This is a genomic window from Stappia indica, assembly GCF_020177335.1.
Taxonomy (GTDB): domain Bacteria; phylum Pseudomonadota; class Alphaproteobacteria; order Rhizobiales; family Stappiaceae; genus Stappia; species Stappia indica_B.
Genome location: NZ_JAIVMG010000001.1, coordinates 527920 through 545622 on the forward strand (window position 1 = coordinate 527920; position 17703 = coordinate 545622).

Sequence of the window (17703 nt, forward strand, 5' to 3'; positions counted from 1 at the left end):
CGAAAATTTGTGCAGTGCCCTGCGCTGGGATCAGAGCTGATATGCAACCTCGGCTCTGGCAATCAGGGGCCGACTCCCCCATATGTCTCTCAACGGCGCCGGACACTCCTCCTCCCAACGTCTGGCTCCGTTGTACAACCGGTGCACCTCCTCCCAGCATCGGTTGCCAATAAATGGCGCCCACCGGTTCTCCTCCCTCCGGTGGGCGTTATTTATTTCTGGCCCCGGCTTTCCCCCACACCCAACACACGATCATGCAGCCGGCAGCGGTTCGCCTGACGCGCTCCCTTGCGGTCTGAACGAGATCGCGACGTGTTCGGCGCAAGGCTTTACTTTTCGGATTTCGGGGCAAGCGCGTCCAGATAGGCCTTCTGCATCTCGGCGATACGGCCGGCCACCCGTGCATTGGCGGTATAGGCGTTTTCAGCCTCAATCATCCCCACCATCGCGGTGGCCATGTCCGGTGAGAAACCGGGTCGCGGCGCGCCAATGGCGGCCTCGGCTCCGGCGGCGGGAGTCTGTCCCGCATCCTCTGCACCCTGCCGAACCGTTCCCGCTGAGACGATCTGACGGGCGGAGGTTTCAAATCTGGCACCGGCGCGTTGCAGGCCGGAAAGGGAGATGGATAGAGCGGACATAGGCGCCAGTATGATGCACGCGCCCTTAACGATCAATGACACGAACCGGGCGAATTCTCAGGAGTTCTCCTGTCACCGCATTTGAAAACCTTTGCGGCCCGGTCTGGAAGGGCTGACAAGGAAAGTCTCTGCGCCCATATAATGGAGGTCCCCATTTCCGGTGACCTCTCACCCCCTTCCTTCCCGCAGACGGAACCCATTCATGTCCGATATTGCAAATCCGCTTCTTGCCCGCTGGGACACGCCCTTCGGTCTTCCCCCTTTCGGCCAGATCGAAGCGGGTGACTTCGCCCCGGCGTTCGACACGGCCCTGGCGGAAGCAAAGGCGGATATCACGGCCATCGCCGAGCGGACGGACGCACCCGACTTCGCCAACACCATTGAGGCACTGGAGCGGGCCGGTGAGCAGCTCACCCGAGTCGCGTCGGTGTTCTTCAATCTCACCGGCGCCCACACCAGCCCCGCCTTGCAGGCCATCGAGCGCGACATGGCGCCCCGGCTTGCCCGCCACCACAGTGAGACCATGCTCAACTCGGCGCTGTTCCGGCGGATCGAGCAGCTGTGGCAGCAACGGGAGAGCCTTGGCCTCAATGCGGAGCAGTTCCGGGTTCTGGAGCGCTATCACACCCTGTTCCGCCGCGCCGGGGCCGGGCTCGATGACGCCGCCAAGGCACGGATGAGCGAGATTACCCAGCGGCTGGCCGTGCTGGGCACGGCATTCTCCCAGAACGTTCTGCGCGACGAAGCGGAGTATGCGCTCGTTCTTGAAACGGAAGCGGATCTTGCCGGGCTGCCAGACTTTCTGCGGGCGGCAGCGGCCGAAGCGGCGCGCGAACGCGGACGCCCGGGCAAGCATGTGATCACCCTGTCCCGCTCGCTGATCGAGCCGTTCCTGCAATTCTCCGCAAGACGCGAGTTGCGCGAGGAGGCCTTCGCCGCCTGGATCCGGCGCGGCGAGATGCCAGGCGAGACCGACAACCGCGAGATCATTGCCGAGACCCTGAAACTGCGTGCCGAGCGCGCACAGCTTCTCGGGTTCGACGATTTCGCCAGCTTCAAGCTCGACGACACCATGGCTGGATCGCCGGCGGCGGTACGCGAGCTGCTGGAGGCGGTCTGGAACCCGGCACGGGCCCAGGCTGGCGCGGAAGCCGCCGCGCTGCAGGAAATCGCGGCGGCTGAGGGCGACAACCTTGAAATCGCCCCTTGGGACTGGCGCTACTATTCGGAAAAGCTTCGCCAGCGCGACTACGCCCTCGATGATGCCGAGCTGAAACCCTATTTCCAGCTCGACCGGATGATCGAGGCGGCCTTCCACACAGCCAACCGGCTGTTTGGCCTGACGTTCCAGGAGGTCAAAGGGCTCGATCCTTATCACCCCGATGTACGTGCCTTCGAGGTGAAGGACCGGAGCGGCCAGCATCTGGGCCTGTTCCTTGGCGATTATTTCAATCGGGCCTCCAAGCGCAGCGGCGCCTGGATGAGTGCCTTCCGGCGCCAGCAGAAGCTCGATGGCGACATTCGCCCGATCATCGTCAACGTGATGAATTTCGCCAAGGCCGCCCCCGGCGCGCCGACATTGCTGACCTTCGACGATGCCCGCACCCTGTTTCACGAGTTCGGCCATGCCCTGCATGGGTTGATGTCGAATGTCACCTATCCGCTGATCGCCGGCACCTCCGTTGCGCGCGATTTCGTCGAACTGCCGTCGCAACTGTTCGAGCATTGGCTCAGCGAGCCTGAAATCCTGTCGAAATTTGCCGTCAGCGCCCATGACGGCCAGCCCATGCCGCAGGATCTGCTCGACCGCCTGCACGCGGCCCGCAACTTCAATCAGGGGTTCTCCACCGTCGAATATCTCGCCTCGGCGATCTTCGATCTCGATGTGCATGACGGCCAGCCGGCGGACGGTGCGGACGTCGCCGCGCTTGAGGCGGCCACCCTGTCACGCATCGACATGCCGCGCGAGATCGTCATGCGGCATCGGCCGACCCATTTCGCCCATGTGTTCTCCGGCGATGGCTATTCGTCCGGTTACTACAGCTACATGTGGTCGGAGGTGATGGACGCGGACGCCTTTACCGCCTTTGAGGAAACCGGCGACGCGTTCCATCCGGACACCGCCGAGCGGCTCGGCAAGTGGATCTACTCCGCCGGCGGCAGCCAGGACCCGAAGGACGCCTATATCGCCTTCCGCGGCGCATTGCCGTCGGTCGATGGCCTGCTCAAGAAGCGCGGGCTGATCGCCGACTGACCAAGCCTGAAACCGGAGCGTGGGGGCGTGCAAGGCGTCACAGCCCCCGCGCTCCCTCCGCCAGCAGTCCCTCGATGTAGGGGGCAAAGCTGCGCCAGCATTCCAGGGCGAAGGCCTCGTCCCCGAGCCGCCAGAGCACAACTCTTGCAATCTGGAGTGGATTTCGGTCTAATTTTCGGAAGTTCGATTTGCCCGCACAATAGACGAGAAACGCCCAGAATCAAAAACCCCGGGCGCATACCATATGGCAGAGGCGGGTCCGGGGCGAACAACGGAGATTATGGCTATCGACCACTCCGAAGTCAAGGAATTTGGCCTGCCAGACTCTCTGGATGAGTTATCGGCATCCTTGTCCCATGATCGCTTGGCGACGTATACGAATGCCACATCAGGCAATCGTGTGGACGCCATGCGGCTTTATGCATGGAACACAGCAGTCAGCGCTGCTTTCTACGGCCCCTTGCAAGCATTGGAAGTCGCCCTTCGCAACTCCATGACTTCGCAGTTGGCACTGGCCTATGGCGCCTCTTGGTACGAGAACCCTGCCGCCGGCCTCGACCATGGCTGTCGGCAAAGGATCAGGGAAAGCAGGCGAAAGCTTGCAAGAGAGCGATATCCGGACGACTCGCCCCATATCGTCGCTTCCTTGTCGTTCGGCTTCTGGGTCTCGCTCCTGGGGCGAGGAGGTCTTTTAGATCAGCGGAGCGGAGTTAAGGCGAATTACGAAATGACCCTTTGGCGCCCGGCCTTGCGAGGAGCCTTTCCCCATGCGGACAAAGTCTCCAGAAAACGGGTCCACAAACCGCTCTACAATCTAAGAATACTCCGCAATCGGATCGCGCATCATGAGCCGGTTTTCATGCGCGACCTTCGAGACGACTATCAATCCATTCTGACAATCGCGGACTGGATCGCACCACGAAAAAGCAGATGGATCGCCGCCCACAGTCGCCTGCCCGAGGTCCTGGCAACACCCCGAGATTCCAGCCAGATCAAATTCTGACGCAGATGATTTGGCTCACAGCCCCCGCGCTCCCTCCAGCAGCAGCCCCTCGATGTAGGGGGCAAAGCTGCGCCAACATTCCACGGCGAAGGCCTCGTCCCCGAGCCGCCAGAGGATGATTTCCGCCTTGGCAAACAAGGTGCGCGTCGCCATTCCCACCGGGAAGGCCGCAAGGTCGAGGTCGAGAAACACCTGGGTGTTGAGCAGACGCGCCGCCCGCTCGCCTTCCACCAAAAGCGCCAGATTGCGCTCCGAAACATCGACAAGAGCATGCGGCACATCTGCCAGAGCCGCTTCGATGCCGGCGGCGATTGCCGCTGGGGGCTCATCGGCGGCGAGCAGCAGCCATTCATCCGGCCCGAGCCACAGCGCGGCGCGGGCGGCGACCTGGTTGGCGGCAAGCGGGGTCATCGGCAGGGACGCGCCGAAAGCCGCGCCGGCCTTGCCGGCGGCAGCCGCGTCGCCGCGAAAGGCGAAGCGCGCGACGGGCCGGGTGCGAGAAACGCGCAGCCCCGGGGCGGCGAGCACCGTTTCGGTGTCACCATCGGCGGAATAAAGGATTGCCTCAGACATTGAGCCGCGCTCCTTCGGGATCGACGAACACCGGTGGGACCACCTCGACGGTGATCGCGCCTTCCGGCATCGGCACATGCAGGGTTTCGCCCATCCGGGCCCGGCCATCGGCGATCATCGCCAGGGCAATCGGCCGGCCAGCGGCGGGTGAAACATAGGACGAGGTCACATGACCAAGCGCGGGGGTCTTCAGCGCGGGCACCGCCTCGCGGGTGATCTGCGCCCCCTCCTCCAGGAGCGCCGTGCCGTCCCTGGTCAACAGGCCGACCAGTTGCTTGCGCCCCTCGGCCACGAGATCCGGCCGGGCCAGCGAACGCATGCCGACGAAGTCGCGCTTCTTCTTGCCGATGGCCCAGCTCATGCCGACATCGTCCGGGGTGACGGTACCATCGGTCTCCTGACCAACGATGATGTAGCCCTTTTCCGCCCGCAGCACATGCATGGTCTCGGTGCCATAGGCGCAACCGCCAAGCTTCTCGACATTGGCCCAGACCGCCTCCCAGACCTCGCGGGCGCGCGAGGGCGGCACGTTGAGCTCATATCCGGCCTCGCCGGTGAAGCTCATGCGGAACAGCCGGCAGGGAATGCCGCCCATCACGTGCCCTTCGCGCATGGACATATGCGGCAGCGCCTCGGTCGCAAGGTCGATATCATCGACAAGCGGCGCGATCGCCTCCCGCGCCTTCGGCCCCTGCACCGCGATCACCGCCCATTGTTCGGTGGTGGAGGTCAGCCAGACCTTGAGGTCCGGCCATTCGGTCTGGAGATAGTCCTCCATATGGGCGAGCACACGCGGCGCACCGCCGGTGGTGGTGGTCACATGGAACCGGTCCTCGGCCAGCCGGCCGACGACACCGTCATCCATGATGAACCCGGCCTCGTTCAGCATCAGCCCGTAGCGCAGGCGGCCTGGCCCGAGCTTCAGCCACGGATTGGTGTAGATCCGGTTGAGGAATTCCGCCGCATCCGGTCCGACGACCTCGATCTTGCCCAGGGTGGAGGCGTCGAACAGGCCGACGCTTTCGCGCACCGTGCGGCACTCCCGCTCCACCGCGCGGTGCATGTCCTCACCGCCGCGCGGGAAATACCAGGCGCGCTTCCACAGGCTGACATCCTCGAAGGCCGCGCCCTGCCCCGCCGCCCAGCCATGGATCGGCGTCTTGCGGACCGGATCGAACAGATCGCCGCGCGAGGTGGTGGCGAGCGTTCCGAAACTGACCGGCGTATAAGGCTGGCGGAACGTGGTCAGCCCCACCTCCGGCACCGGCCGGTTCAGCGCGGTGGAGGCAATCGACAGGGCGTTCATGTTCGACAGACGCCCCTGATCGGTCGCCATGCCGGTGGTCGTGTAGCGCTTGATATGCTCGATGGAGTGCATGCCCTCGCGCACCGCCAGCTTGACGTCCTTGGCGGTGACGTCGTTCTGGTAGTCGACAAAGGCGCGCACCCTGGCCGCATCCCGGTCGTGCGGCAGCGCGCCCAGCACCCAGCCAATACCGGCCTCACCGCCCTCGGCGACGATCTGGCGCGGCGCATGCGCCGTGCCCGTGGCCTCTCGGGCTGCCTCCGCGCCGGCATGGGCGCCATCGGCAAGCACCGCCGCAAGCCCGTCGACCCCGGCGCAGCTCCCGGCGGAGCGCTCCGCCTGCACGGCCGCTCCGGGCAGATAGGCCCCGCGCTCCGCGTCCCAGACGAGCTTTCCGCGTGACTGGGAGTGCAGGCTGACATTCGGCGTCCAGCCGCCGGACATCAGCAGGCAATCGGCATTCACGGTACCGGCCGCTGTAACGCTGCCCGATCGCAACCGGCCCAGCAGAACGCTGCGCACGCGCTTGCGGCCAAGCACCCCGGTGACGACGCAGGAGGTCTCGACGCGGATGCCTGCCGCCCGCGCTTCGGCGACAAGCGCCTCATCGGGCCGCTCCCGCAGGTCGGCGATGACCGCGATGGAGCCACCCGCCGCATGGATGTCGAGCGCTGCGCGATAGGCCGTATCGCAGGCGGTGGCGACCGCGATGGATCTGCCCGGCAACACCCCATAGCGGTTGGCATAGATACGCCCCGCCTCGGCCAGCATCACACCCGGGCGGTCGTTTTCCGGAAACACCAGCGGGCGCTCAATCGAACCGGCGGCGATCACCACCTGACGGGCGCGAACCTGCCACAACCGTTCGCGCGGCAAATCCGGGTCCGGCACGGCAAGATGGTCGGTGACCCGTTCGCCGAGCGCGATATAGTTGTGATTGAAATAGCCGAACGCGGTGGTGCGCAGCAGCAGGGTGACGCGCGGATTGGCGGCCAGCTCCGCCAGCGCCGCTTCCAGCCAGCGGTCAGCCGGCTGGCGCTCCACCGTCGCGCCGGTCTCATGCAGCAGCGCCCCGCCCATTTCCGCCTGCTCATCGGCCAGGATCACCCGCGCGCCCACCTCAGCGGCGGACAGGGCAGCGGCGATGCCCGCCGGACCGGCGCCGGCGATCAGTACGTCGCAGTGGGCATAGCGGTTGGCATAGCGGTCGCGATCCGGCGCGGTCGGCGCGACCCCGAGGCCGGCGGCCGCCCGGATGAACGGCTCGTAGACCCGATTCCAGAAGCTCTTCGGCCACATGAAGGTCTTGTAGTAGAAGCCCGCGACAAACAGCGGCGACAGCAAATCATTGACCGCGCCGATGTCGAACCCGAGCGAGGGAAAGCGGTTCTGGCTGCGGGCGGACAGCCCCTCATGGAGCTCAACCTGGGTGGCGCGCAGGTTCGGGGTGCCGGAGCCCGGCGACCGGGTGACGCCGACCAGCGCGTTCGGCTCCTCCGAGCCGGCGGTGAGGATACCGCGCGGCCGGTGATACTTGAACGAGCGGCCGACAAGATGCTCGTCATTAGCCAGAAGGGCGGAGGCGAGCGTATCTCCGGCAAAGCCGGTCAGCTCCCGGCCATCGAAGGTGAAACGCACCGGCTGCGACCGGTCGATACGGCCGCCGGAGCGGGTGCGGCGGATCTGGGTCACCGGCCGGTCTCCTTGTTCGGGGCAGCAGGCGCCGACACCTCGATAGCGGGGCGCGGCTCGCCGGCCTTGTAGACGGCGAGGAAGCGGTCGCTGACCGTATCGCGCAGGGCATTGAAGAACCGGCCGCACCCATGCACATGGCGCCAGCGTTCGGCCATCACGCCCTTCGGGTTGCTGCGCATGTAGAGAAAATCGGCCCATTGCTCATCGGTCAGTTCCGACGGGCTCTCGGGGCGGGCGATATGCGCCTCGCCGCCATAGCGGAATTCGAGCTCGGGGCGCTCCACCGCGCAATAGGGGCACTGGATCAGCAGCATGAACCTACCTCAATGGGCGACGGCGGCGGCTGCCGCCTCGTCGATGAGCCGGCCCGTGCGGAACCGGTCGAGGGTGAAGGGCGCATTGATCGGATGCGGGTCGTCGCGGGCGATGGTGTGGGCGAAGACATGCCCCGACCCGGGCGTTGCCTTGAACCCGCCAGTGCCCCAGCCGCAATTGACAAAAAGCCCCGGCACCGGCGTCTTGCCGATGATCGGCGAGCGGTCCGGGGTCACGTCGACGATGCCGCCCCAGTTGCGCAGCATCCGCATGCGGCGGAACATCGGGAACAGCTCACAGATGGCATCGACCGTGTGGGTGGTGATCTGCAATCCGCCGGTCTGGCTGTAGGAGACATACTGGTCGGTGCCGGCGCCGATCACCAACTCGCCCTTGTCCGACTGCGAGACATAGGCATGCACCGTGTTGGACATGACCACGCAAGGGAAGCAGGGTTTGACCGGTTCGGAGACCAGCGCCTGCAGCGGATTCGATTCCAGCGGCATGCGCACGCCGGCCATGTCCATCACCGTGCTGGTATGCCCGGCGGCGACAACGCCCACCTTCTTCGCGCCGATGAAGCCGCGCGAGGTCTCGACCCCGGCGACCAATCCATCGGCATTCCGGCGAATGCCCGTGACCGCGCAGTTCTGAATGATATCGACGCCGTACTTGTCCGCGCCGCGCGCGTAGCCCCAGGCCACCGCGTCATGCCGGGCGACGCCGCCCTTGCGCTGCAAGGCGGCGCCGAGCACCGGATAGCGGATGTTCTTGCCGATGTTCAGCGGTGGACAGAAGGCCTTCGCCTCTTCGGCGGTCAGCCATTCGTTCTGTACGCCGGCCAGCCGGTTGGCGTGCACATGGCGCTTGAACACCTGGATGTCATGCACCGTATGCGCCAGCATCATCACGCCGCGCGCCGAATACATGACGTTGTAGTTCAGCTCCTGCGACAGGTCCTGCCACAGGTCCATGGCATGGTCGTAGAGCGCTTCGCTCTCCTCCCAAAGGTAGTTGGAGCGAACGATGGTCGTGTTGCGCCCGGTGTTGCCGCCGCCGAGCCAGCCCTTTTCCAGCACGGCGACGTTGGTCACGCCGTGCTCCCTGGCCAGGTAATAGGCGGTCGCCAGCCCATGGCCGCCCGCGCCGATAATGAGCACGTCATAGGCGGGTTTCGGCTCGGGCTTGCGCCACTGATCGCCCCAGTCCTGATGGGCGTTCAGCGCCTTGCGCGCCAGCTCCCAGAAGGAGAAACGGGTCATGCGAACCTCGGCTTCCTGTCGCGATCGCGAACCGGCGCGACCATCCATGGCATTGTTGTGCCGCCGTTTCCAGCGCGCGGCTTGTGCAAATCCGACATGCTGTCGCGCCTAAGCGCCACGCTCGCTTTCACCGGAGCGCAGCAGCGCCGCACCTGTGAGGATCACACCAAGCCAGGCAGCGATCAACAGGCTGCCGCCAAGCGGCGCGGCGAAGGGAAACAGCCGCACGCCGCCATAGGCGCGAAACAGCAGATCGCCGCAAAAGAGCGCCAGACCGGCAACAAGCACAAAAAGCGCTCCGGTCCCCATCGCCAGAACGCCGGAGGGCACACCGCGCCCGCGCCAGAGAAAGAGCAGGGACAGGCTGAGAAACAGCGGCGCGTGGAACAGCAACATCTGTGCCGCCGGCCGAAGCAACTCGGTTGCAGCCGAATGGGTAGCCGCCGCCGACAGCGCCACGCCGCCCGCTCCGGCCATCCCTCCAAGGATGAACCCCAAACCCGCTCGCCGTCCGATCCCCATGACTTTCCTTAAGTTTTTCGCTGCGGCGGCCGGCCCGTACCGGCCCGCTCTCCATGTGGCTGCCGTTATACCCCAAACCCAGCCCGATGGCGCCATCGCCGCGAGAGAATTCGGCTTTACAAGCGCATAAGCTGCGTTAGGTTACGTAAAGGCATTCATTTTCGGAAACCGCGCGGGATTATGCAGGATTTCGCAAACTCCTTCTCGCTGGCCTTTGAGTTGCTGTGGCGGTTTGACCCGGCGCTGGGCGAGATCGTGTTCCTGTCGCTGCGCGTCACCTTCGCCGCGGTTCTGATCGCCTGTGCCATCGGCCTGCCAATCGGCGCCGCGCTGGCGATCCTGCGCTTTCCCGGACGCGGGCTGTTCGTCGTTCTCTTCAACACCTTGATGGGCCTGCCGCCGGTGGTGGTTGGCCTCCTGGTCTATATGCTCTTGTCGAATGCCGGACCGCTTGGCGTTCTCCGGCTGCTCTACACCCCCGGCGCGATGATCATCGCACAATCCGTTCTGGTCACCCCGATCATCGTCGCCCTCACCCACCAGGTCCTGAGCGATCTCAACGCCGAATACGCGGACACCTTCCGCTCCATGGTGGTTCCCTGGCACAAGGCCGCCGTGACGCTGCTGTGGGATGCCCGCTATGCGCTCTTGACCGTAGTGCTTGCCGGCTTCGGCCGGGCCATCGCCGAGGTTGGCGCCGTCATCATTGTCGGCGGCAACATCAACCACGTCACCCGCGTCATGACCACAGCCATCGCTCTTGAGACATCGAAGGGCGATCTGGCATTGGCGCTGGCGCTGGGCCTCGTGCTCCTGATGATCGCGCTGGCGGTCAACGCTGCCGTGATGGCCGTCAGGGCGAGCGCGCGGAGGATGGCCTATGCCTGACCCCCGCGTCCTGCCCTTCCCCACAAGCCCAGGCGAAGCGCGCCCGGCCGCCCGGCTGCCGCTGACCATTCGCGGGCTCGGCTTCGTCGCCGATGGCACCCGGATCCTCGACGGCATCGATCTCGACCTGGCGGACAACCGGCTGACGGTGATCATGGGCCCAAACGGCGCAGGCAAGAGCGTGCTTTTGAAGCTGCTGCACGGGCTTCTGGCCCCCTCGGCGGGACGGATCCTCTGGGGCGGGCGGGAGCTCGACCGGCAAACGCGCCAGCGTCAGGCGATGGTGTTCCAGAAACCGGTGCTGTTCAGACGCTCGGTACGCGCCAACCTCCAGTTTGCGGTCAACTTGAAGAAGTCGCCTGAAGCCACTGAGCTTCTGTCCATTCTCATGGATGACCTTCATCTCAATGACCTGGCCGACCGACCGGCGCGCCTGCTATCAGGCGGTGAGCAGCAACGGCTGGCGCTTGCCCGCGCCCTGCTTCTGGCCCCGGATATCCTGTTCCTCGACGAACCGTGTGCCAATCTCGATCCGGCTTCGGTGTTGCTGATCGAGGAGACCCTGCACAAGGCGCGGGCCGGCGGCACCAAGGTCCTGCTCGTCACCCACGACCTGCACCAGGCCCGCAGGCTGGCCGAAGACGTGGTCTTCCTGCATCGCGGCCGGCTGACCGAGCACAGCGACGCCGACAGCTATTTCGACACACCGGCCTCCCCCGAGGCCCGGGCCTATCTCGCCGGCCAGATCCTGCTCTGAATTTTCCGCCAAGACCCGAAGGGAGATCCCATGCTCACACGTTTCTTCTCCGCATCCGCCGCCGCGGTCCTCGCGCTGGGCGTTGTCGCCACGGCACCGGCTCTCGCCGACGATGATCGTTTCATCATCGTCCAGTCGACCACCTCGACGCAGAACTCCGGCCTGCTCGATGCGATCCTGCCGCAGTTCAAGGAGAAGAGCGGCATCGAGGTCCGTGTCGTCGCCGTCGGCACCGGACAGGCGCTGAAGAACGCCCGCAACGGCGATGGCGACGTGCTTCTGGTCCACGCCAAGCCGGCGGAGGAGAAATTCGTCGCCGATGGCTTCGGCGTGAAGCGATCCGACGTGATGTACAACGACTTCGTGATCGTCGGGCCCAAGAGCGATCCGGCAGGCATCAAGGGATTGTCCGACGCACCGCTTGCCCTGCGCAAGATCGCTGACAGCAAGGCACCCTTCGCCTCGCGCGGCGATGATTCCGGCACCCACAAGAAGGAGCGCGCGCTCTGGAAAATGGCCGAGGTCGACATCGGAGAGGCGTCGGGTAGCTGGTACCGGGAAACCGGCTCGGGCATGGGCGCGACGCTGAACGCAGCCGCCGGTATGGGCGCCTACACCATGTCGGACCGGGCCACCTGGATCGCCTTCAAGAACAAGGGCGAACTGGCGATCCTGACCGAGGGCGACGACCAGCTGTTCAACCAGTATGGCGTCATTCTGGTCAATCCGGAGAAGCATGCGGCGGTGAAGAAAGACGACGGACAGGCCTTCATCGACTGGCTGATCGGCGCGGAAGGCCAGAAGGCGATTGCCGCCTACAAGGTCGATGGTCAGCAGCTGTTCTTCCCGAACGCTGTCAAGGAAACCAACTGATCCGCCGAGGGTCCCGCATCGGCCGCCCTCGCTTGCCTGGCGGGGGCGGCTATTCTGATTGACGCCACAGCGACTGGCCGCCTTCAGGCCTTGCGCAGCGTCACGCCATCGGCGCGCCAGTTGCCCGGCCAGACCTCGGCCCCGCCGGCACGCAGTGCCCGGATCTCACCGACCGGCACATCCACCACCAGAAACGGCTCTTCCCCGGCCTTGCCGTCGACCGGCGGCAGCGCCGCACCGACACCGTCATAGCCAAGCGCCGGTTCGCATGGAAGATAGAGCGCGGCACCGGAGACGGTTTCCTCGTTCTGCGTGGTGCCCGGCGTACTGCCGACCGTGCCGCAGACCGCCACCGCGCCCATCAGTTCCACCGCCCGTGCCTTGGCGCAGCCGAACACCCGGCTATACCCGGCAAGGCTCGAGGTCATCGACGGCACCAGCAGCAATTCGGGTGCCTCGGCGGCCATCAGGCAGGACAGGGCCGGCATCTCCACATCAAGACAGATCAGCATCGCCATGCGGATGCCGTCCAGTTCGAACAGCGTCACCGCATCGCCCGGGTAAAGGTCCCAGGTGTCCCGGTCCTGCTCATCCGGGGTGAGCGCCAGCTTGTCGTGATGAATGGTCCGGCCGTCACGTAGAAACGCGGTTGCCCGGTTGGTGAACCGCCCCTCGCCGGCCGCATGAGGCATCGACCCAGCCACCAGCGAAACCCCGGTGCGGGTGACAAGTTCGCGAAGCTGGGGAAGGATCCGGTCCGCCTCCCCCGCCATCCAGGCGATCTCGCCATCGGGGGACAGCCCTTCCGGGCGCCAGGCGAGGAAACACTCGCTGATGTATTCCGGCAGCAGCAGCAGACGCGCGCCCGCCTCCCGCGCCCGCTCCATATGGCGGGCAATGGCCGCGACGAAGTCACCGGGGGTCTCCCCACCGTGACCAAGGTTCAGCGCGCATAGCGCGATACGATAGGAATTGGTGCTCATGGGCGGCGATGCTGCCGCCAGTACCGGGGAAATTCAACCGCAAAATCAGCGGCTCCCCCGGCTTCCGCGCGGGATCACCCTTGCGCGAAAAGGACCTTGGCGGCCATCAGCAGGCTGGCGAGAATGAGGCCATGGCGCAGGGGCGCGGCCACCTCGGCGGCGTCGACGCAGCGCACATCGGGTCCGACCTGCACGCGCCGCAGCGCCACATGCGCCCTGTCCGCCGCCTGGTCGACGTCGCTCATCAACCGGCGCAGCTGTGCCCGAGGTGTCATTGGTTCAATCCCGTCATCATCATCCGCCCTCAGGGTAAGGCCGACGGGATTACATCTTGGTTAATCGAGGGAAATTTTTGCCTAGTTGACGGCCTGCTTCAAGGCCGGCAGGTGCGCGGATCCGCAGCGTCGATCACCCGCACCTGAACCTGCTCGCGGCCCTGCCAGGTATCGAGCGACAGGGACCCGGCCAGATGCAGGGTCTGCCCGCGCTTCGACAGCAGCATCTCTCCCAAGGGGGTCTGCTCCGCCTTGAAGGCGATCGCCTTCAGGCTGCCTCCGGCGCCATCGCCAAGGGTCAGGCGCACATGCCCCTTGCCGACCACATCGGCGAATTTCACCCGGTGGGCGGGAAAGGCGAACACCGGTTCCGAATGGCCGGCGCCGAACGGCCCAGCGTCCTCCAGGAGATGCAGGAGATCGACGCTTGCAGCGCTGGCGGTCAGCACGCCATCGACCTTCAGGGTGTTGCCGGCGCGGGCGGCGGCCACCTCATCCGAAAGCTCGGCCCGGAAAAATTCCTCAAGCTCGGTCATCCGGTCACGCGCCACGGTCAGGCCAGCGGCCATGGCATGGCCGCCGCCCTTCTCCAAGATCCCGAGGTCGACCGCCTTGCGCACCGCCCCGCCGAGATCGACGCCCGGAATTGAGCGGCCGGACCCGGTGCCGACACCGCGCCGCTCGTCGAAGGCAATGGCGAAGGCCGGACGGCGGTAGCGTTCCTTCAGGCGGGAGGCGACCAACCCGACCACGCCCGGATGCCAGCCATCGGAGCCGGAGACCAGCACCGGCGGATCGTTCCGCTCCACCGCGATCAGCGCGGCGGCATCGGCCTCCTCCAGCATGATCGCCTCGATGGCCTGCCGTTCGCCGTTCAGCCGTTCGAGTGTCTCGGAGATCGACCGCGCCTCATCCCCGTCAAGGGTGGTCAGCAAACGGGCGCCGAGCGCCGCATCGCCAATCCGCCCGCCGGCATTGATGCGCGGACCGATGAGGAAGCCGAGATGATAGGGCGTGGCCGGGCCGTTGACCCGGGCCGTGTCGCACAGCGCGGCAAGACCAATGTTGCCACGCGCATGCAGCGCCAGCAGCCCCTTGCGCACGAAGGCCCGGTTCAACCCCTTGAGCGGCACCACGTCGCAGACGGTGCCGACGGCGACCAGATCGAGCAGGGCCAGAAGGTCCGGCTCCCGCCGCTGACGGAAGACACCCCGGCGACGCAGCTCGCGATTGAGCGCGACAATGAACAGAAAGGCGACCCCGACGGCGGCCAGATGGCCGAGACCGGACAGGTCGTCCTGCCGGTTGGGGTTGATCAGGGCATGAGCGCGGGGCAGCGTCTCGCCGACCTGATGATGGTCGATGACCAGCGTTTCCAGCCCCACGGCGGCGGCTTCCTCCAGCGCCTCGAACGAGGTGCTGCCGCAGTCGACGCAGATCAGCAGCCCGGCGCCGGCGTCCTTCAGGGCGCGAATGGCGGGGCCGTTCGGGCCATAGCCCTCGATAATCCGGTCGGGAATGTGGATGCGGCAGGAAACGCCAAGCGCGGAGAAGTAGCGCGACAGCACCGCCGAGGAGGTGGCGCCATCCACATCGTAGTCGCCGAAGATGGCGATCTCGTCCCCGGCGAGAACCGCATCGGCGGCCCGGGCCGCACCCGCCTCCATGTCCTGAACCACGGACGGATCCGGCATCAGGCTCTTGATTGTCGGGTCGAGAAACGCGGTGGCCGCGTCAAGGGGCACATCGCGCCCCGCCAGCACCCGGCCCACCACTTCCGGCACGCCAAGCCGCTGGGTAATCGCCATGGCAACGCTGGCCTGGCGCCGGTCGAGCCGCTCCTGCCAGATGCGTTCACCAGCGGAGCGCACCACGCCAAGAACCGTGCGCCGCGTGCCCTCGTCCATGCCTGTCATGCCCGTTCGAGGCTCCCCGTCGGCGCCGGTGCGGGGCCGGCCGTTCAGCCGTCCGGCCCGCGCTTCGTTTTCAGTCAGCCCAGATGGAACTTGTCGAGATGGGTATGCCGCGCCTTGATGTAGCGAACGGTCCCGGTGGTGGAGCGCATCACGACGGTGTGGGTGGTGATGTCGCCACGCCCGAAGCGCACACCCTGCAGGAAGTTGCCGTCGGTGACGCCGGTGGCCGCGAACAGCACATCGCCGGTGGCCATCTCTTCCATGGTGTACTTGCGCTTGATGTCCTTGATGCCCATGCGATAGGCGCGCTCGACTTGCTCTTCGCGGGTGATCACCAGACGGCCCTGCATCTGGCCGCCGATGCAGCGCAGGGCGGCGGCCGCCAGCACGCCTTCCGGCGCACCGCCAATGCCCATGTAGATATCGATGCCGGTCTCGTCCGGATCGGTGGTGTGGATCACGCCGGCCACGTCGCCATCGCCGATCAGGCGAATGGAGGCGCCGGTGGCGCGCAAGCCCTCGATCAGGCTGGCATGGCGCGGACGGTCGAGCACACAGGCGGTGATTTCCGCCACCGGCACGCCCTTTTCCTTGGCCAGCGCGGCGATGTTCTCTTCCACAGGCGCATCGAGATCGACGATCCCCGCCGGGTAACCCGGACCGACCGCGATCTTTTCCATGTAGCTGTCCGGAGCGTTCAGCAGCCCACCCTTCGGTGCCATCGCAATCACCGCCAGCGAATTCGGCAGGTTCTTGGCGCAAATGGTCGTGCCTTCGAGCGGATCGAGCGCGATATCGACCGCCGGTCCCTCACCGGTGCCGACCGTCTCGCCGATGTAGAGCATCGGCGCCTCGTCACGCTCGCCCTCGCCGATCACCACGGTGCCGGCAATCGGCAGGCAGTTCAGTTCGCGGCGCATGGCGTCAACGGCGGCCTGGTCGGCAGCCATCTCGTCGCCGCGCCCGCGCAACCGGGCAGCAGCCACGGCAGCACGCTCGGTGACACGGGCCAGTTCCAGGGCCAGGATACGGTCGAGCGCATCGCTCTTGGCGGCTTCGGTCTTCGACATGAATGGTCCTCAGATCAATGGTACGGTGCACGGATCAAGCGAGTTTCTCGATCCGGATCAGTTGGGGGGTGCCGTCGACCAGGTTTTGCGCCTCAATCGTCGCAAGGGCCCGCTTCACGGCGGCTTCTGTTGTTTCGTAGGTTATCAGGATCACCGGTTGCGGCGAACAGCCCTTACCGGCCGCAGCTGGCGCCCGGCCGTGCTGCACGATCGACTCCAGCGAAATCTCCTCATCGGCCATGATACGCGCGATCTCGGCGAAAGCGCCCGGACGGTCGAAGACGGAAAGGCGGATGTAATATCCCCCCTCATGCCGGCGCATCCGCGCCGCGCGATAGGGGGCCAGTTCGCCGACCGGTGCGCCAAGCGCCGGGCGCATCTGCCCGCGGGCCACATCGGCAAGATCGGCGATCACAGCGGACGCGGTGGCGTTGCCGCCGGCACCGGGGCCGACCAGCACCACCTCCCCGACCGTATCGCCATCCACCGCGACCGCGTTCAGCACACCGTCGATGCGGGCAATCGCCGAGGAGCGCGGAACCATGGTCGGGTGCACCCGCTGTTCGATGCCGCTGTCGGTGCGCAGCGCCACGCCCAGGAGCTTGATGCGATAGCCCAGCTCGCTGGCCGCCTCGATATCCGCCTTGCTGATCGAGCTGATGCCCTCGACGTAGATCGCATCCATGTCGATCTCGCAGCCGAAGGCGAGCGAGGTCAGGATCGCCAGCTTGTGCGCCGTGTCGAACCCTTCGATGTCGAAGGTCGGATCGGCCTCGGCATAGCCGAGACGCTGGGCATCGGCGAGGCATTCGGCAAAGCCGAGCCCTTCCTGCTCCATCCGGGTGAGGATGTAGTTGCAGGTCCCGTTCATGATGCCATAGACGCGGGTAACGTCATTGCCCGCCAGCGCTTCGCGCATGGTCTTGACGATGGGAATGCCGCCGGCCACCGCCGCCTCGAAATTGAGGCTGACGCCGTTCTTCTCGGCAATCGCCGCCAGCTCGACGCCGTGGCGGGCGAGCAAGGCCTTGTTCGCCGTCACCACATGCTTGCCGGCCTCAAGGGCGGCCCGCACACTGTCATGCGCCGGCCCCTCGTCGCCGCCGATCAACTCCACGAACACGTCAATCGACGGCGAGACCGCGAGCGCGCAGGGGTCGTCGAACCATTCGCAGCCGGACAGGTCGAGCCCGCGATCGCGCGTCCTGTCGCGGGCGCAGACCGCGACCGTCCGCAAGGGACGGCCGCACCGGGCCGCAAGCGCGTTCGCTTTCTTGTCCAGCAGTCCGACGAGGGACGCGCCGACCGTTCCAAGGCCCGCGACACCGACGTGCAATTCAGTTGCCATATGAGATGCAATCCGTTTGTAAGCG

At 65.9% G+C, this 17703-nt stretch carries 15 protein-coding genes; 5 read left to right on the plus strand and 10 right to left on the minus strand.

Annotation, left to right across the window (positions count from 1 at the left end; all coding sequences use genetic code 11):
* Positions 1 to 840 precede the first annotated feature (840 nt).
* Positions 841 to 2892, plus strand: a complete 2052-nt coding sequence (locus LC062_RS02320) for a M3 family metallopeptidase (protein WP_224909401.1) — start codon at positions 841 to 843, stop codon at positions 2890 to 2892.
* A gap of 280 nt (positions 2893 to 3172) precedes the next feature.
* Positions 3173 to 3895 carry an Abi family protein gene (locus tag LC062_RS02325; protein ID WP_224909402.1) on the plus strand — a complete coding sequence of 241 codons (723 nt, stop codon included), beginning with the start codon at positions 3173 to 3175 and terminating at the stop codon, positions 3893 to 3895.
* 15 nt (positions 3896 to 3910) lie between these two features.
* Here the strand turns inward: LC062_RS02325 and LC062_RS02330 are convergent, their stop codons facing one another.
* From LC062_RS02330 to LC062_RS02350, 5 genes are all read right to left on the minus strand, one after another.
* A complete protein-coding gene (locus LC062_RS02330; RefSeq protein ID WP_224909403.1) occupies positions 3911 to 4468 on the minus strand; it encodes a sarcosine oxidase subunit gamma in 558 nt (185 codons plus the stop codon).
* Positions 4461 to 7466, minus strand: coding sequence for a sarcosine oxidase subunit alpha family protein (locus LC062_RS02335; RefSeq protein WP_224909404.1), 3006 nt, complete (start codon positions 7464 to 7466; stop codon positions 4461 to 4463). Before LC062_RS02335 ends, LC062_RS02330 begins: the two co-directional genes overlap by 8 nt.
* Entirely contained in the window at positions 7463 to 7783 is a 321-nt protein-coding gene (locus LC062_RS02340) for a sarcosine oxidase subunit delta (RefSeq protein ID WP_224909405.1), read from the minus strand. The genes LC062_RS02335 and LC062_RS02340 overlap by 4 nt, the downstream gene beginning before the upstream one ends.
* 9 nt (positions 7784 to 7792) lie before the next feature.
* Positions 7793 to 9046, minus strand: coding sequence for a sarcosine oxidase subunit beta family protein (locus LC062_RS02345; RefSeq protein ID WP_224909406.1), 1254 nt, complete (start codon positions 9044 to 9046; stop codon positions 7793 to 7795).
* A 108-nt stretch (positions 9047 to 9154) separates the two neighbouring features.
* Positions 9155 to 9523, minus strand: a complete 369-nt coding sequence (locus tag LC062_RS02350) for a DUF423 domain-containing protein (RefSeq protein WP_224909407.1) — start codon at positions 9521 to 9523, stop codon at positions 9155 to 9157.
* A 225-nt stretch (positions 9524 to 9748) separates the two neighbouring features.
* Here LC062_RS02350 and LC062_RS02355 point away from each other — a divergent pair, with 225 nt between their 5' ends.
* The 3 genes from LC062_RS02355 to LC062_RS02365 are packed head-to-tail and all read left to right on the plus strand — an operon-like array spanning position 9749 to position 12086.
* The gene (locus tag LC062_RS02355; RefSeq protein WP_224909408.1) at positions 9749 to 10456 is read left to right on the plus strand and encodes an ABC transporter permease; all 708 of its coding nucleotides are present in this window, start codon (positions 9749 to 9751) and stop codon (positions 10454 to 10456) included.
* Entirely contained in the window at positions 10449 to 11213 is a 765-nt protein-coding gene (locus LC062_RS02360; protein ID WP_224909409.1) for an ATP-binding cassette domain-containing protein, read from the plus strand. The genes LC062_RS02355 and LC062_RS02360 overlap by 8 nt, the downstream gene beginning before the upstream one ends.
* Before the next feature lie 30 nt (positions 11214 to 11243).
* The gene (locus LC062_RS02365; protein ID WP_224909410.1) at positions 11244 to 12086 is read left to right on the plus strand and encodes a substrate-binding domain-containing protein; all 843 of its coding nucleotides are present in this window, start codon (positions 11244 to 11246) and stop codon (positions 12084 to 12086) included.
* An 83-nt stretch (positions 12087 to 12169) separates the two neighbouring features.
* Here the strand turns inward: LC062_RS02365 and LC062_RS02370 are convergent, their stop codons facing one another.
* The 5 genes from LC062_RS02370 to LC062_RS02390 all read right to left on the minus strand — a co-directional run bounded on the left by LC062_RS02370 (position 12170) and on the right by LC062_RS02390 (position 17678).
* Complete coding sequence (locus LC062_RS02370; RefSeq protein ID WP_224909411.1) at positions 12170 to 13069, minus strand: nitrilase-related carbon-nitrogen hydrolase; 900 nt, start codon at positions 13067 to 13069, stop codon at positions 12170 to 12172.
* Positions 13070 to 13143: 74 nt separating this feature from the next.
* Complete coding sequence (locus LC062_RS02375) at positions 13144 to 13344, minus strand: hypothetical protein (RefSeq protein ID WP_224909412.1); 201 nt, start codon at positions 13342 to 13344, stop codon at positions 13144 to 13146.
* Positions 13345 to 13442: 98 nt separating this feature from the next.
* Complete coding sequence (gene recJ, locus LC062_RS02380; protein ID WP_224909413.1) at positions 13443 to 15260, minus strand: single-stranded-DNA-specific exonuclease RecJ; 1818 nt, start codon at positions 15258 to 15260, stop codon at positions 13443 to 13445.
* A 74-nt stretch (positions 15261 to 15334) separates the two neighbouring features.
* The gene (gene glpX, locus LC062_RS02385; RefSeq protein ID WP_224909414.1) at positions 15335 to 16330 is read right to left on the minus strand and encodes a class II fructose-bisphosphatase; all 996 of its coding nucleotides are present in this window, start codon (positions 16328 to 16330) and stop codon (positions 15335 to 15337) included.
* Between the two features lie 34 nt (positions 16331 to 16364).
* The gene (locus tag LC062_RS02390; protein ID WP_224909415.1) at positions 16365 to 17678 is read right to left on the minus strand and encodes a homoserine dehydrogenase; all 1314 of its coding nucleotides are present in this window, start codon (positions 17676 to 17678) and stop codon (positions 16365 to 16367) included.
* Positions 17679 to 17703: the final 25 nt, after the last annotated feature.

Excerpts from the sequence above, each read along its gene's own strand:
- LC062_RS02390 (WP_224909415.1), bottom strand. The coding sequence starts at position 17,678 with ATGGCAACTGAATTGCACGTCGGTGTCGCGGGCCTTGGAACGGTCGGC.
- LC062_RS02340 (WP_224909405.1), bottom strand. The coding sequence starts at position 7,783 with ATGCTGCTGATCCAGTGCCCCTATTGCGCGGTGGAGCGCCCCGAGCTC.
- recJ (WP_224909413.1), bottom strand. The coding sequence starts at position 15,260 with ATGACAGGCATGGACGAGGGCACGCGGCGCACGGTTCTTGGCGTGGTG.
- LC062_RS02370 (WP_224909411.1), bottom strand. The coding sequence starts at position 13,069 with ATGAGCACCAATTCCTATCGTATCGCGCTATGCGCGCTGAACCTTGGT.
- LC062_RS02365 (WP_224909410.1), top strand. The coding sequence starts at position 11,244 with ATGCTCACACGTTTCTTCTCCGCATCCGCCGCCGCGGTCCTCGCGCTG.
- LC062_RS02320 (WP_224909401.1), top strand. The coding sequence starts at position 841 with ATGTCCGATATTGCAAATCCGCTTCTTGCCCGCTGGGACACGCCCTTC.
- LC062_RS02350 (WP_224909407.1), bottom strand. The coding sequence starts at position 9,523 with ATGGCCGGAGCGGGCGGCGTGGCGCTGTCGGCGGCGGCTACCCATTCG.
- LC062_RS02345 (WP_224909406.1), bottom strand. The coding sequence starts at position 9,046 with ATGACCCGTTTCTCCTTCTGGGAGCTGGCGCGCAAGGCGCTGAACGCC.
- LC062_RS02360 (WP_224909409.1), top strand. The coding sequence starts at position 10,449 with ATGCCTGACCCCCGCGTCCTGCCCTTCCCCACAAGCCCAGGCGAAGCG.
- LC062_RS02330 (WP_224909403.1), bottom strand. The coding sequence starts at position 4,468 with ATGTCTGAGGCAATCCTTTATTCCGCCGATGGTGACACCGAAACGGTG.
- glpX (WP_224909414.1), bottom strand. The coding sequence starts at position 16,330 with ATGTCGAAGACCGAAGCCGCCAAGAGCGATGCGCTCGACCGTATCCTG.
- LC062_RS02325 (WP_224909402.1), top strand. The coding sequence starts at position 3,173 with ATGGCTATCGACCACTCCGAAGTCAAGGAATTTGGCCTGCCAGACTCT.
- LC062_RS02375 (WP_224909412.1), bottom strand. The coding sequence starts at position 13,344 with ATGACACCTCGGGCACAGCTGCGCCGGTTGATGAGCGACGTCGACCAG.
- LC062_RS02355 (WP_224909408.1), top strand. The coding sequence starts at position 9,749 with ATGCAGGATTTCGCAAACTCCTTCTCGCTGGCCTTTGAGTTGCTGTGG.